General features: G+C 66.9%; 10 protein-coding genes. All 10 read right to left on the bottom strand.

Annotated features, from left to right (window positions below):
- Window positions 1-7: 7 nt before the first annotated feature.
- The 10 genes from IP92_RS12875 to IP92_RS12825 all read right to left on the bottom strand — a co-directional run bounded on the left by IP92_RS12875 (window position 8) and on the right by IP92_RS12825 (window position 13,694).
- Window positions 8-520, bottom strand: coding sequence for a chemotaxis protein CheW (locus tag IP92_RS12875; RefSeq protein WP_145875389.1), 513 nt, complete (start codon window positions 518-520; stop codon window positions 8-10).
- 12 nt (window positions 521-532) lie between these two features.
- A complete protein-coding gene (locus tag IP92_RS12870; RefSeq protein WP_145875386.1) occupies window positions 533-2,449 on the bottom strand; it encodes a methyl-accepting chemotaxis protein in 1,917 nt (638 codons plus the stop codon).
- A 42-nt stretch (window positions 2,450-2,491) separates the two neighbouring features.
- Window positions 2,492-4,132: a methyl-accepting chemotaxis protein gene (locus tag IP92_RS12865; protein ID WP_199271925.1), complete on the bottom strand. Its 1,641-nt coding sequence runs from the start codon at window positions 4,130-4,132 to the stop codon at window positions 2,492-2,494.
- 37 nt (window positions 4,133-4,169) lie between these two features.
- A complete protein-coding gene (locus IP92_RS12860) occupies window positions 4,170-6,305 on the bottom strand; it encodes a chemotaxis protein CheA (RefSeq protein WP_145875381.1) in 2,136 nt (711 codons plus the stop codon).
- The gene (locus IP92_RS12855) at window positions 6,302-6,613 is read right to left on the bottom strand and encodes an STAS domain-containing protein (protein ID WP_229418746.1); all 312 of its coding nucleotides are present in this window, start codon (window positions 6,611-6,613) and stop codon (window positions 6,302-6,304) included. Before IP92_RS12855 ends, IP92_RS12860 begins: the two co-directional genes overlap by 4 nt.
- Before the next feature lie 53 nt (window positions 6,614-6,666).
- Window positions 6,667-7,035 carry a response regulator gene (locus IP92_RS12850; RefSeq protein ID WP_145875378.1) on the bottom strand — a complete coding sequence of 123 codons (369 nt, stop codon included), beginning with the start codon at window positions 7,033-7,035 and terminating at the stop codon, window positions 6,667-6,669.
- Between the two features lie 8 nt (window positions 7,036-7,043).
- Complete coding sequence (locus IP92_RS30835; RefSeq protein WP_145875376.1) at window positions 7,044-8,171, bottom strand: methyl-accepting chemotaxis protein; 1,128 nt, start codon at window positions 8,169-8,171, stop codon at window positions 7,044-7,046.
- A 607-nt stretch (window positions 8,172-8,778) separates the two neighbouring features.
- On the bottom strand, window positions 8,779-10,017 hold the full coding sequence (locus tag IP92_RS30445; RefSeq protein WP_145875374.1) for a nidogen-like domain-containing protein: 1,239 nt from the start codon (window positions 10,015-10,017) through the stop codon (window positions 8,779-8,781).
- Between the two features lie 191 nt (window positions 10,018-10,208).
- Window positions 10,209-13,091, bottom strand: coding sequence for a beta strand repeat-containing protein (locus IP92_RS12835; RefSeq protein ID WP_158206708.1), 2,883 nt, complete (start codon window positions 13,089-13,091; stop codon window positions 10,209-10,211).
- A 144-nt stretch (window positions 13,092-13,235) separates the two neighbouring features.
- A complete protein-coding gene (locus IP92_RS12825; protein WP_145875367.1) occupies window positions 13,236-13,694 on the bottom strand; it encodes a hypothetical protein in 459 nt (152 codons plus the stop codon).
- Window positions 13,695-13,728 lie beyond the last annotated feature (34 nt).

The raw sequence follows: 13,728 nt of genomic DNA, 5'->3' as shown, positions 1-13,728 counted from the left end.
GCGTCCATCACGCCGGCAGCTGGTCGGCGGCCAGTTCGGCCACGTGGGACAGGTCCAGCGCCAGCACCTGGTGCACGTTCAGCAGGATGACGAACTTGCCGTTCAACTTGCCCATGCCGGCGATGAAGTCGCCGCGGATGCGCGTGCCGAACGACGGTGCCGGTTCGATCTCGGATGCGGCGATGTCGAGCACCGCGCTGACCGCGTCGACGACGACACCCGTCACCTGCCGTTCGCCTTCGGCTTCCAGCTCGACGATGACGATGCAGGTGCGCTTGCCCGGCACCGCCATCGGCCGGCCGAAGCGCGCCGCCAGGTCCATCACCGGCACGACGGCGCCGCGCAGGTTGATCACGCCGCGGATCGATTCGGGCATCATCGGCACTTCCGTGATGCCGCTAAATTCGATGATTTCCTTCACCGACATGATGCCGATGCCGAACGATTCGCCGCCCAGCATGAAGGTCAGGTATTGCGCCGACTCGGCGGTCGCAGTCTCTTGTTTGCTTGCTTGCTTCATCTCACGCTCGCATCAGAAATTCGTGAAGTTCGCTTCGTCCAGCTCGCCCTGAGGGGCGAAGTTGTCCGCCAGGCGCAGGTTGCCGCGCTTCGGTGCGCGTTGCGCGCCGCGCGCGACGGCCATCGAACGGCCGCGCACTGCGCTGGTGCCGGCCAGCTTGAAGAAGCCCATCGCCTGCTGTAGTTGCTCGGCCTGGCTGCTCATCTCTTCGGCCGTCGCCGCCAGCTCTTCGGAGCTGGATGCGTTCTGCTGCGTGCCCTGACTCATCTGACCCACCGCCGCGTTGATCTGGCCGACACCAGCCGACTGCTCTTCGGAAGCCGCCGTGATTTCCTGCACCAGGTCGGACGTCTTGCGGATGTTCGGCACCATCTGGTCCAGCAGGCCGCCGGCGCGTTCGGCCAGTTCCACGCTGTTGGTCGCTACTTCGCCGATCTCCTGCGCCGCCACCTGGCTGCGCTCGGCCAGCTTGCGCACCTCGGCCGCCACGACAGCGAAGCCCTTGCCGTGTTCACCGGCGCGCGCCGCCTCGATCGCCGCGTTCAGCGCCAGCAGATTGGTTTGATAGGCGATGTCGTCGATGATGCCGATCTGCTTGGCGATCTGCTTCATCGCCGTCACGGTGGCCTTCACCGCTTCGCCGCCTTCGGCCGCTTCCCGCGCGGCCTGCGTCGCCATGCCGTCGGTGACGCGCGCGTTCTCGGTGTTCTGCGAGATCGATGCCGTCATCTGTTCCAGCGATGCCGAGGTTTCCTCGACGCTGGAAGCCTGCTCGGAGGCCGCCTGCGACAGCGCCTGCGCCGTCGCGCTGACTTCTTCCGATGCCGACGCCAGCGATTGCGCGCTGCCGTTGACGTCGCCGACGACCTGCGCCAGCTTGTCCATCGTGCTGTTCGAGTAATCCTTCAGCTGGGCGAACGCGCCCTGGTAATCCTTGTCGATGCGCTTGGTCAGGTCGCCGTCGGCCAGCGCGGACATCACACGCACCACGTCGTCGATGCTGGCGCCGGTCGTCGTCATCAGCTGGTTCAGGCCATCGCCCAGGTCCTTCTGGAAGCCCTGCATGCCGGTGGTATCCACCCGCACGTCGAACTTGCCCTGGTTGGCCGCTTCGACAGCGGCGCGCTGGCCCGCCACCACGAGGCGCAGCTTGGCCACCATCTGGCCAACCGCATGCAGCATGCTGGACTGGTCGCCCTTGCGCGTCACCACGTCGCCGGACAGGTCGCCATCGGCGATGCGCTTCAGCAGGTCGGCCGCGTAGGCCGGCTCGCCGCCCAGCGTGCGGGTGATCGACATCGTAATCCACAACGCCATTGCGATACCGATCGCGATGGCGATGCTGCCCAACAGGATCAGCTGGCTGCGCGCGGCCACGTATTCATTGACCGCTTCCTTGCCGGAATCGGCCATCGAATCATCCTGGTGCTCGATCATCTTCTGGATCGTGCGGATGTATTCCATCTGGCTCTGCTCGAGTTGGTTGACGAGCAGCTGGCGCGCTTCCTCGCGCTTGCCCTGCGCCACCAACTGGATGAAGCGCTCCTGGATCACGCGGTAACGTTCGCGGGTCTCGATGACGACGCGCAGCGACTCCTTGCCGCCGGGCGAACGCACCGTTTGCTTGAGCTTCTCCAGGTCGCCGCGCAACGCCGCGCGCGCTTCCTCGATCGCCGCCAGTTCGCGGCGCGCCAACTCCGGATCGTCGAAGATGACGATGTTACGCATCGCGATCGCGATCGTGCTGACACGGCTGATCAAGTCGTTGCTGATCACGACCTTCGGATATTTGTCGGTCACCAGCTCATCGACGTTGTCGCTGATGCTGGCGATGCCGCGAATGCCCATCATCACGGCAATCGCCAGCAGCAGGCTGACGACGCCGAAGCCCATCGCGAGACGGACGCTTACTTTCAAGTTACGGAACACGGTATTCTCCTTGCGGCCGCGGGCCGCGCGTTGATGTGAAAATCAGTTGAAACGGGTGAAGCTGGCTTCGTCCAGGTTGTCCTCGGCCGCGAAGGCCGGATGTTGCAGCGCGATGCCATGCCGCTGCGGCGCGGCCGAAGCACGGCCGGACGGCTTTCGCCCGGCCGGCTTGCGCATGGCCTGCGCGCCGTCGAGGCGGAAGAACGCCATCGCCTGCTGCAGTTGCTCGGCCTGGCTGCTCATCTCTTCGGCCGTCGCCGCCAGCTCTTCGGAGCTGGACGCGTTCTGCTGCGTGCCCTGGCTCATCTGGCCCACGGCCGCGTTGATCTGTCCCACGCCGGCCGACTGCTCTTCGGAAGCCGCCGTGATTTCCTGCACCAGGTCGGACGTCTTGCGGATGTTCGGTACCATCTGGTCCAGCAAGCCGCCGGCACGTTCGGCCAGCTCCACGCTGTTGGTCGCCACTTCGCCGATCTCCTGCGCCGCCACCTGGCTGCGCTCGGCCAGCTTGCGCACCTCGGCCGCCACGACGGCGAAGCCCTTGCCGTGTTCACCGGCGCGTGCCGCCTCGATCGCCGCGTTCAGCGCCAGCAGATTGGTTTGATACGCGATATCGTCGATGATGCCGATCTGCTTGGCGATCTGCTTCATCGCCGTCACGGTGGCCTTCACCGCTTCGCCGCCTTCGGCCGCTTCCCGCGCGGCCTGGGTAGCCATGCCGTCGGTGACGCGGGCGTTCTCCGTGTTCTGCGAGATCGATGCCGTCATCTGTTCCAGCGACGCCGAGGTTTCCTCGACGCTCGCCGCCTGTTCGGATGCGGCCTGCGACAGCGACTGCGCCGTCGCGCTGACTTCTTCCGATGCCGACGCCAGCGACTGCGCACCGGCATTGACGTCGCTGACCACCTGCGCCAACCTGCCGATCATGTTCTTCATTGCCGCCAGCAACTGGCCGGCCTCGTCGCGCGAGGTGGCGCCGATGTGCACGGCCAGGTCGCCGGCCGCCAGGCGGTCGGCCGCCAGGACGGCCTCGTGCAACGGACGGGTGATGGACAGCGTGACGGCCACGGCCACCAGTAGCGCCAACAACAGTGCTGCCGCGGTCATCATGATCACGAGACGCCGGGTTTCTTCATAGATGTGGCCAGCGTCGGCCGCCAAAGCCTCCATTTTCTCTGCCTGATGCTTGGCGAGGGCGTCGACCGCCACCGTCAGCGCGCGGTTGGCCGGCACCATTTCCTTGCTGACGAACGCGGCAGCCTGCTGGCGATCCGTGCCCACCAGCGCATAGAACCTCTCGTACAGCGGCTCCAGTGCCGCATGCCGCTCCGTGATGTCCTTCAACAGCTTCTTGCCGCTCTCGCTGGCGACCAGCTTGCCCAGCTCATCGATACGGCGGCGCGCTTCGGCGCGCACACTTTCCACCTGCCGGCGGTAGCGCACGACCTCGCTCTCGGATTCGGCAAGCAGCATGCCGCGCATCTGGCGCGGGATATCCACCGCATCGCGTATCAGGTCCTTGGCCAGTGCGGCTTTCGGGTAGGCGTCATCCGTGATGGTTCCCGTGACGTGATCCATCGCCGCCATGCGGGTGATGGCCAGCATGGCGATCGCCAGTAACAGCAACAGCACCGTGCCGAAGCCGAGGCCCAGCCGAACGCCGATTTTTAAATTCTTAAGCACAATCGCTCCTGGTAAATGAGTTGAAGCAAGCCGGCAGTTACGCCGCCGCCTGGCCGTCGGCCTCGACGCCATTCAGCAGCGCCGCCATGTCGAGAATCAGTGCCACGTCGCCGTTGCCGAGGATCGACGATCCGGACAGGAAGCGCGCGCCGGAAAACACCTTGCCGAGCGGTTTGATCACGGTCTGGAATTCGCCCAGCAGCGTGTCGACGACGAGGCCGGCCTTGCGGCTGCCGTAGCGGACGACGACGATGCTTTGCCGCCGTGCCGCCGCGCCGTGCAGCGCGAAGCGTTCGCGCAGCCGCACGAACGGCAGCGGCTGGCCGCGCAGGTCGACATAGTCCGCGTGCGCATGATCGGCTTCGCGGAACTCGATGCATTCCTCGACCATGTCCATCGGGATCACGAACACGGACTTGCCGACGCCGACCTGGAAGCCGTTGATGATCGCCAGGGTCAGCGGCAGGCGCACCGTGACGGTCGTGCCGACGCCTTCCGTGCTGGCGATTTCCACGCTGCCGCGCAGCGCGACGATATTGCGCTTGACGACATCCATGCCCACGCCGCGGCCGGACAGGTTCGTCACCTGTTCCGCCGTCGAGAAGCCCGGCTCGAAGATGAGGCCGAAGATTTCCTTGTCCGTCAGTGTGCGGCCAGGTTCGACCAGGCCCCGTTCCACGGCCTTGGCCAGGATGCGTTCCCGTTTCAGGCCGCCGCCGTCGTCGGACACTTCGATGACGATGCTGCCCGAGTCGTGGTAGGCGTTCAGCGCCACCGTGCCCTGGGCCGGCTTGCCGCGCGCGGCGCGCACGTCCACCGGCTCGATGCCGTGGTCCATCGCGTTGCGCACCAGGTGCGTCAGCGGGTCGCCGATCTTCTCGACGACCGTCTTGTCCAGCTCCGCATCCTCGCCGGAGACCTGCAGGCGGATGTCCTTGCCCAGCTCGCGCGACACGTCGTGCACCACGCGGCCGAAGCGGTTGAACGTGGCGCCGATCTTCACCATGCGCAGCTGCAGCGCGCTGTCGCGCACCTCTTCGACCAGGTCGGACAGCGTCGACGTGCATTCAAGCAGTTCGGGAATCTGCGTGCGCCGCGCCACCAGGTTCGCGCCGGCGCCGGCGATGATCAATTCGCCGACGAGATTGATCAGGCGATCGAGCTTGTCCGCATCCACGCGCACCGAGCGGTTTTCCTGCTGGGGCTTGGCTTCCGGTGCCTGGCGCTGCTTGACGAGGGCCGCCTCGACGACCGGCGCGCGCACGGCGCCCTGGTCGACGAGGATCGTCCCGATCGGCACGACCTCGCCACCCGCCGCACCGGCGGCCGACTGCGCCGCCAGCGCCTGCTCCAGTTCGTGCGCAGTGATGCTGCCGCAGCGCACCAGCATCTCGCCCAGGCGCTCACGCTGCTCAGGCAGCTCGTCGAGCCAGGCGATGTATTCAGTGATCTTGCTGTGCGGCGCCAGGATGCGGATCTGGCAATCGTCGCGCACGAAGTCGAACACGCTGTCGATGGCCGCCTTGTCGGCGCTGCTGTGGAAGCCGATCTCGAAGCCGAGATAGCACGACTCGGGGTCGAACTCGTCGGCCCCGGGCAAACCATCGGTCAACGTGGCGATGCCGGTGATGCGGCCCATCTGGCCCAGGTAGCGGATGAACGACAGCGGGTCCATGCCGTTCCTCAGCACGTCCGCGCCGAAGCGCAGCGAGATGTGCCACTGCTCCGCTTCCGACACCGCATGGGCGGGCATCGGCACCGCGGCCTTGGCGGCAACGGAGACGCCCCCTTCCAGATAGCCTTGCAGCGCGGCGACCAGCGGCGCACCGGCCGCCGGCAGCACGGTATCGCCTTCCAGCGTGCCCGCCTCGACCGCGTCGACGAGGGCGCCGATGTGGTCGGCGCAGGACAGCAGCAAGGTCACCAGCTCGTCGCTGACGGGCACCGCGCCATCGCGCACCTTGTCCAGCACACTCTCGGCCACGTGCGTGAACTCGACGACGGCGTCCAGCCCGAACATGCCGGCCGAACCCTTGATCGTGTGGGCCGCGCGGAAGATCGCGTTGACGGCCTCGGGGCCATCGTGGGCGACGGCCAGCAGCGCGTTCTCCATCTGCTCGAGCAGCTCGCGGCTCTCGGCGATGAAGGTGATCATCACCTGGTCGATATTCATTCGTGCACTCCTTCGAACGGCATGCCGAGCAGCGCGAACACGTCGCGCACGGCGGCGCTGGCAGCTGCCACCTGCAGTCGCTTGCCCAGCCGCGCCGCTTCCTGCCGCGCGACCAGCAGCAACTGCAGGCCGGCGCTGTCGAATTCCGTGACGGCCGACAGGTCCAGCGTGGGGGCGCCGTGCAGGCGCACCGCGTCCAGCAGCAGCGGTTTGAGCTCGGCGGCGCGGTAGATCGTCAGCTCGCCTTCGATCGCCACGGCTGCAACGGGCCCTTGGCCCGGATGGCCAATGCCATCGCCAATCATCATGAGGTTCTCCGTGAATGCCGGCGACAAGCCGGCGTCGGGGTCAGGTCCGGTGGTTAAGGCATGACCAGTTTCTGGACGGCCGCCAGCAGCGTCTCGGGCTTGAACGGCTTGACCATCCACGCCCGCGCGCCGGCCGCCTGGCCTTGCGCCTTCTTTTCTTCCTGCGACTCGGTGGTCAGCATCAGCACCGGCGTGAACTTGTAGGCCGGACGGGTCTTCAGCTCGCGCACGAACGAGATACCGTCCATGTTCGGCATGTTGACGTCGCTGATGATCAGGTTGACTTTCTGGCCCGTCAGCTTAGCCAGCGCGTCCTTGCCGTCGCAGCCTTCGATGACGTCATAGCCGGCCTGCTTCAATGCGATGCCGACGACCTGGCGGATCGACAGCGAGTCGTCCACGACCATGATGGTTTTTGCCATGGGTGCTCCTAGAAAAAGGTGATTTCTTCGGCCTGCTGGGGAGCAGGCTTGGCGGCGCTCTTGTGGAGCGTGCGCTCTTCGGCCATTGCGTACGTGCTTTCCAGTTCGGCCAGCAGCGCGCGCGCGTCGATCGGTTGTGGTTCCGCGCTGGACGCCTGGGCGTTCTCGCTCAGGTAGGCCGGCATGCGGGCGATGTTCTGCTGGACGTGCGACAGGATCTGGCTGACGCGGTCCTGGAACTGCAGCTGCACCAGCGCCTCGGCCACTTCGCCCTGGATGCCGGCGCTCTCGCGCTGCAGCAGGTCGGACGAACTGACGAGGGCATCGGTCACGCCGCGGAACGACGCCAGCACGTTGCCGATCATCTGCTCGGACGTCTCGACGGACGACGCTTCCGCGCGCATCGATTCGCCGGCGGCCTGGCAGGTCGCGTTGATCGCGGCGCTGATCTGGCCGACCTGCTGGGCGATGTGCTTGCCGGCGTCCGCCGAGCGGTTCGACAGCATGCGCACTTCGTTGGCGACGACGGCAAAGCCGCGCCCCGCCTCGCCGGCACGTGCCGCTTCGATCGCCGCGTTCAGCGCCAGCAGGTTGGTCTGCCACGCGATGCTGGCAACGTCGGCCGCCATCTTCTGCAGTTGGGTCGTGATGTGCTGCAGGCCTTCGATCTTGGCCAGCATCTGCTGCTTGCTCGATGCGGCGCTGGCCAGCATGTCGAGCAGCGAGCGCAATTCCTTCTCGCTGGCGGCGAACACTTCGACGATGCTGCCGCCTTCGCTGTTGCGCGCCGCACCCGATGCGGCCAGCGCCTGTTCCAGCTTGGCGACGATGCCGGAGAAGCGCTCGACCAGCGACACGACGGCCGCTTCCATCTGGGTACGCGACGCATCGATGTGCGACGCCCACACGCCGGACACTTCGTCGCCGAAGCGCTGGCGGCTGGCCAGGTAGGCTTCCAGCGCGGACCCGTCGGCACGCTGCGTCAGCGCGTGGAAGGCAGCCCAGCCGCCTGCAGCGAGCAGCGCGGCGGCGATCAGCCAGCCATGCCACTGCCACCCGGCCAGCGGCACAATCGCCAGTGCCGCGGCAATGGCGACGGCAAGCGGGGAATAAGAATGCAGGGGACGTTTGCGCATCACGCGTTCGTTCTGAAAATATGACAAGCGGTTGCGAATAAAACATTGCCGGGCAAAATAAACCCGGCAATGATGTTTTGCGCTAAATCAGGAAGACCGCGCATACATCAAATCATTGCAGACTTAGTTGCCGAGGCGCAAGCGTGTGCGTAACAATTCGTCGCGCCTGGTCGCATAAAACCCACACCGCTTATTTCCAAGCTAACGTATTGTTGTGGCAGAACTTTTTTAACAGCAAGTAGGTGCAAAAACGTCCTCTATGAACCTGCATTTTTAACATTTTAAAAGTGCAAAACCCCGGCAAACAAAATACCAATTCCCTAAAGAAAAGTTTCCCAAATTCGGGGACTGTCCCTCATTTTTGGAAATTATGTGGATTCAAAGTTAAGTCAACTGACAATCGCGATGAAATTCACTGCGGTTCCGTGCAGTTCGGCGCCAATTGTAGGAAGGGCTGGTCGGGTGGGTTGAAAAGTTTCCAGAATCGAGGGACAGTCCCCTGTTGTTTTCAGAGGCGAGGGACTGTCCCCGCTGTTGTTTTGCGACCAGCTCAGCAAGGACGAAAAAAAGCCGGCGCGTGGCCGGCTTTGGGGAAGCGAAAAGATGCTTAAGCGCGACGGCGGCGGCGGGCCAGGCCGAGCACGGCCAGGCCGGTTGCCAGCATGCCGTAGGTGGCCGGTTCCGGGACGGGTGACACTTCCGCCGTCAGCGCCGTTTGCGTCACCGAGCTGGTGCCCGTGCCGTCGAACCACAGGCCCGTGGCGAAGGCGATCGGGCTGTCCGGGTTAATGCCGGCCGTCGTCTCGATGCCGGTGATGCGGAAGCGGTCGACGGACTGGCCGAACTCGATGTGCTCGCCGCCCGCGGCGCCGGCCTGGTACAGCTGCCATTGGCCGTCGTGCCACAGCCAGATGTCGTAGCGGCCGTCGCCGACGCCCGGCATCAGCGTGACGCCGTTGATCAGCTGGCCGCTGGTCACCGCGTAGTCGTAGCCGGTGGCGACGACCGGGTCGATCCACACCGGCGTGCCCGTGCCGACAGGGATGTTCTCGAATACCCAGCCGGCCGAGCCGTCGTCCACATTGCCCGGCAGGACCGGGTTGTATGGCGCGCTGCCCGGCAGCTCTTCGGAGCGCACGTGGAAGCGCCATACGCCATCGGTACCGACGTTGGTGTCGTTGACGAGACCCACCACATTGCCCGTGCCGGAACCGATCAGCGAGTACGAGTTCGTCGCCGCACCCGCGTTCCAGCCGGCAACCGCAGGCTGGCCGCCGAAGCCGCCGGAGCCGCCGCTGGCGTCGCCCGTCGTCCATTGCAGCTGGCCGTAACGGAATTCCATGTCGAAGTCGCCCGCGTGACCGGTGGCCGTCGACTGGTCCTTCAGCACGAGCTGGAACGTATTCAGCTTGTCGTTGTGCTGGTTGTAGTAGCCCACCGTGTCCCACGTGACGATCAGCGTCTTGCTGTCCGGATTGGCCAGGTAAACGTTGTTGGTGAACGGCGCGGGCAGGTTCGACGTCTGGTTGCGGGTGTCGACGTCGGCCCAGAACGGCGCGATCATCGGCGCCTGCGAGATCGGGAACAGCGACGGCGTGAACGAGCTCAACGGCCCGTTGAACGAAATATTGCCGTTATTGTTGATCCAGTAATCGCTGTAGGCGTTACCGAAAAAATTGATCTGGAACGGCAGTGCCAGGCGCTCGGAGGAGCCGTCGTCGTTCGGGTCCATCACGCGGCTGCCGAAGCCGCGGTCCCCGCCGAAGCCGGACAGCAAGGTATCGGCAAATGCCGTATTGCCAGCAAAGGCGGCCAGCACCGCCAGTGCGATCAGTGGTTTCTTCATTCTATTCCCTGGTTATCGTGGTTATCAGGCGCGGGCGGGCATGCGGCAGGCCCGTTTCCGCGCGGCCGATTATCATATATGCAACTAACCAGAGTTATCAAATAATTATGTGAAAAATGTAACGGACGCGCGACAATCCAGCGCTAGCGCGCCGCCCGGGCCGAATGAAGCCCGGGCGGTGGTTCATCGCATCATCGACGCGTGCGCCGCGCCGCACGCTGGGCCAGGGCGCCCAGGCCCAACAGCAGCATCTGCCAGCTGGACGGTTCCGGCACCGACGACACCAGCGCATACTGGAAGCCGAAGCCGCCGGCCCCGTTCAGCAGGAAGTCGGCGGCAACGAGCACGTCGTGGCTGCCGGCCCCCAGCATGCCGAGCGTGACCGTGTTATCGGCGAAGAACAGCTGGGCGTCGGCGAGATTGGCGAACGTCTGCGAGAACAGCGTCGCGCCGTCCGCGCTGACCGTCAGCGCCAGGCCCGCCAGGCCGGTGCCCTGCGTCAGCGCGCTCAGGAGGCCCAGCGTCAGCACGCTCTGGCCCGTCGTGTCGAACTGGAAGTTGGCGGCGGTCTGCAGGCTGTAGGAGCCAGCCGCCAACCCGTTGGCGCCGTAGGCCCCCATCGTGCCGACGCCGAGTGCCAGCCCGTCCGGGGTGCCGGCGGGTGCGTCGGCCGGCAAGGCGCTGGCCTGCGAGATCGCGTAGGAGCTCTGCCGTTGCCCGTACTCCAGCGCGAAGACGCCGCCGCCGATGTTGCTGCCGGCCGTCACGGATGTGCGCCCGGCCAGCTCGGCCGCGCTGGCACGCGTGTCGACCTGTACGCCGTGCGCGCCGGTCGACGTGCTTTCGGCCAGCGCGCTGCCGCGTTGCCCGTCAGCTTCAGCGTTCGCTTGGCTCAGGGCCGCGCCAACGCCCCATGCATGGGCGGACGCGTGCCCTTCGGCCCCGCCCAATGCCCCGGCGCCCGCCTCGCTGCGCCCCGCGGTCGCCACCGACTCGGCGCGGGCCCGACTGATCGCCCCACTCGTCGCGCCGGTGCGCGCAGCGACGTACGCGGTGGCGCTGGTCGCCGCTTCCGCCCGGCCGAACGCATCGGCATTGCCGATCTTCGCCGAGCCGCCGGCTGTCGCCGCGCCGCCATCGGCCGTTACCCAGTGGTACACACTGCCGGCGGCGCGCACGGTACCGCGCGCGACCGCCGCGCCACCCACGCCGAGGCGCCCATTCGGGCCGGCACCGGCCGCCCCCCCCGTCGCGGCGACCTCAGTCCGCACGTCAGCGCCGGCCGCGGTGGAGGTCAGGTCCAGGAAGGACTCCGCAGCACCTCCCGTTCCGCCGGCGCCGTACGTGCCGTCGCCGCCATTGCCACCGAATGCGCTGACGTTGACCGCCAGGTCGCGCGTCGCCGCATCGGTCAACGTGAGCCTGGAAATGCCGGCGCCGCCCTTGCCGCCGGCTGCGGTGCCGGAGCCGACGCCGCCGCCGCCGCCGGTCGCCGTCTGCACCAGCTGCAGCGTGCCGGTCGTGCCGCCGGCCACCGCGTCGATCGCACGGCCGATGCCGCCGTTGCCGCCCGCGGCGCCGTAGTAGCCCTTCCCGCCGGTCCCGCCCAGCGCCACCGCCTCCACGCGCACGGGACCCGAAACGGCATACCCCGCCGCCTGCACGTCGGCATTGCCACCATCGCCGCCACGCCCGACGAACTCCGCCGACCCGCCATTGCCGCCTCTGGCATATGCGTTGCTGTTGGCATAACCATCGCCGATGACGCGCACGAGGCCGCTGCTGGCGGCGTCGCCACCGTTGCCGCCGTTGCCGCGGGCGTGCGTGCCGCCATAGCCCCCATCGGCCCGCGCCGTCGCATTCGTCGGCGCCTGCGCGGTCACCACCAGATAGCCGCGCGCGCGGCCCCCTTCGCCGGCAGTGCCGTTCGCCTGCTCGCTTCCGATTCCGCCGATCACCCTGCCACCATTGCCACCGGACGCCGTCACATCGGCTTGCATATAGGTTGCCCGGCGGTCATCGAGTACCAGGCCCACGTCCGCGTTGCCGGCCCGTCCGGCCACGGCATCGGTGGAGTCGCCGCCGCTGCCGGCAGAACCGCGCAGCGCCAGCGCCAGCGAGCCCGTCGTCGTTGCCGAGATAGGATTGGCGACCGTCAGGTCCGCGCCGTTGCCGCCGTTGGCGCCGTTGCGGCCGCCGCCGCCGCTGCCGGCGCTGATGTTCAGCACGCCGGTCGCGCCGCCGTCGCCGGCAACGATCGCCATGCTGCCGCTGACGGCGGCGTTGCCGTGAACCCCGGTATTGCCGGCCCCGGCCGCGCCGCCGCTGTAGCCGGCCCCCACCGAGCCGTCGAGCCACACGCTGTTGCCGCTGCCTGTCATCGTCAGGTTGGCCGCGCCTCCGATCGAACCGATGCCGTTCCGGGACACGCTCGAACCGCTGGCGCCCGCCGCGATCGCGCTGCCATACACATAGCCGTTGGGGCCTTCCGCACGCAGGCTCAACGTCGATTGCGCCGCACCGCCGGCCGTCTGCGCGATGCCCGATTCGCCCTGCCCGCCGTAGCCACCGTGGGCTTCGCTGCTGCCCTGCACGCGGTCCGTGCCGACCAGGTGCAGGGAGGCCGTCGCCGCGCCTCCCTCGCCCCCGGTCGCTCCGGTACCGGACGGGGTTCCGGCACCGGCGTAGCCGGAATTACCTCCAGCTCCGCCTTGCGCATAGGCGTCACGCCGCAGTCCGTTCGTCGCGGTCGCGTCGATGATCGCGCTGGCCGCACCGCCATTGCCGCCAGCGCCACCCGCCCCGCCAGCCTGCCCTGGCGCGCCGGCGGCGCCATCACCACCATTGCCGCCCGCACCGCCGACAGCGCTCAGGTTCCCGCTGGCTTGGCCGATCGCCGCCCCGCCATGCCCCCCGGCCGTACCTGCCGCCCCCGGCGCAGCGCCATTACTGCCGGCCGTGCCGGCCGTGCCGTTGATGACGGCGGCAGATACCTGGCCGCCCGCCAGCGCCAGCACGAGCGGAACAAGCCGCAGCCCGCCGAAGCGGGCTGCGCGAAATCGGTCCAAATGCATACAAGTCCTTTCCAGTAGACGCCCGCCGAAATGGGCGACCGGAAAGGTGGGCGCCGGCCGGCCTGCGGGTAACGGCCGATCCGGGAAGGATTATCTTAACAAAAACTTATTTACACAATGACAATTAAACTATCGAACAGCAAGTTACTTGGGAGACTGCTTGTCCTGTTCGATCAATTTCGCAAGCTGCGACGCGCCGCCCACCTGTTCGATCGTGACCACCCGGTCGAGCGGCACCGTCAACGTGGTCGGTCCATGCCAGTCATTCTTCTGGCGGCTGACGACGCGGTTGCCCTGCCGGCCGTCCGGCGTGGTGAACGGCTGCACGTAGTAGACGTCCTCCAGCTGCAGGTGGTGCGGGCCCATTTCGCGCAGCAGGCCGTAGAACATCTGGCCGTTCTGCAACTGCACGGCATAGCGCACGCCGAGCGGGCCGGGGGAGAATCCCGGGTTGGTCTGCTGGCGCCACAGGAACAGCACCAGCACGACGAGCGCGGCCGCGGCGACGGCCGCCAGCACGAGCGCCGCGCTGGCGCGCCAGCCAGGAGCGGGAATGCCGCGGGGAGTGAAGGCGGGGTTGGGCAAGTCGTGTGGATCGCTCACGGTCAGGTATCGTTCAGTAAGAAAATGCCGATTC

The organism is Pseudoduganella flava (genome assembly GCF_007830495.1).
Classification (GTDB): domain Bacteria; phylum Pseudomonadota; class Gammaproteobacteria; order Burkholderiales; family Burkholderiaceae_D; genus Rugamonas; species Rugamonas flava.
This window is presented reverse-complemented; position numbering and strand designations above follow the sequence as displayed.

Bases quoted from the DNA above. Each gene is read 5' to 3' on its own strand.
- IP92_RS12855 (WP_229418746.1), bottom strand. From the start codon at position 6,613: ATGATGATTGGCGATGGCATTGGCCATCCGGGCCAAGGGCCCGTTGCA.
- IP92_RS30835 (WP_145875376.1), bottom strand. From the start codon at position 8,171: ATGCGCAAACGTCCCCTGCATTCTTATTCCCCGCTTGCCGTCGCCATT.
- IP92_RS12835 (WP_158206708.1), bottom strand. From the start codon at position 13,091: ATGCATTTGGACCGATTTCGCGCAGCCCGCTTCGGCGGGCTGCGGCTT.
- IP92_RS12860 (WP_145875381.1), bottom strand. From the start codon at position 6,305: ATGAATATCGACCAGGTGATGATCACCTTCATCGCCGAGAGCCGCGAG.
- IP92_RS30445 (WP_145875374.1), bottom strand. From the start codon at position 10,017: ATGAAGAAACCACTGATCGCACTGGCGGTGCTGGCCGCCTTTGCTGGC.
- IP92_RS12875 (WP_145875389.1), bottom strand. From the start codon at position 520: ATGAAGCAAGCAAGCAAACAAGAGACTGCGACCGCCGAGTCGGCGCAA.
- IP92_RS12850 (WP_145875378.1), bottom strand. From the start codon at position 7,035: ATGGCAAAAACCATCATGGTCGTGGACGACTCGCTGTCGATCCGCCAG.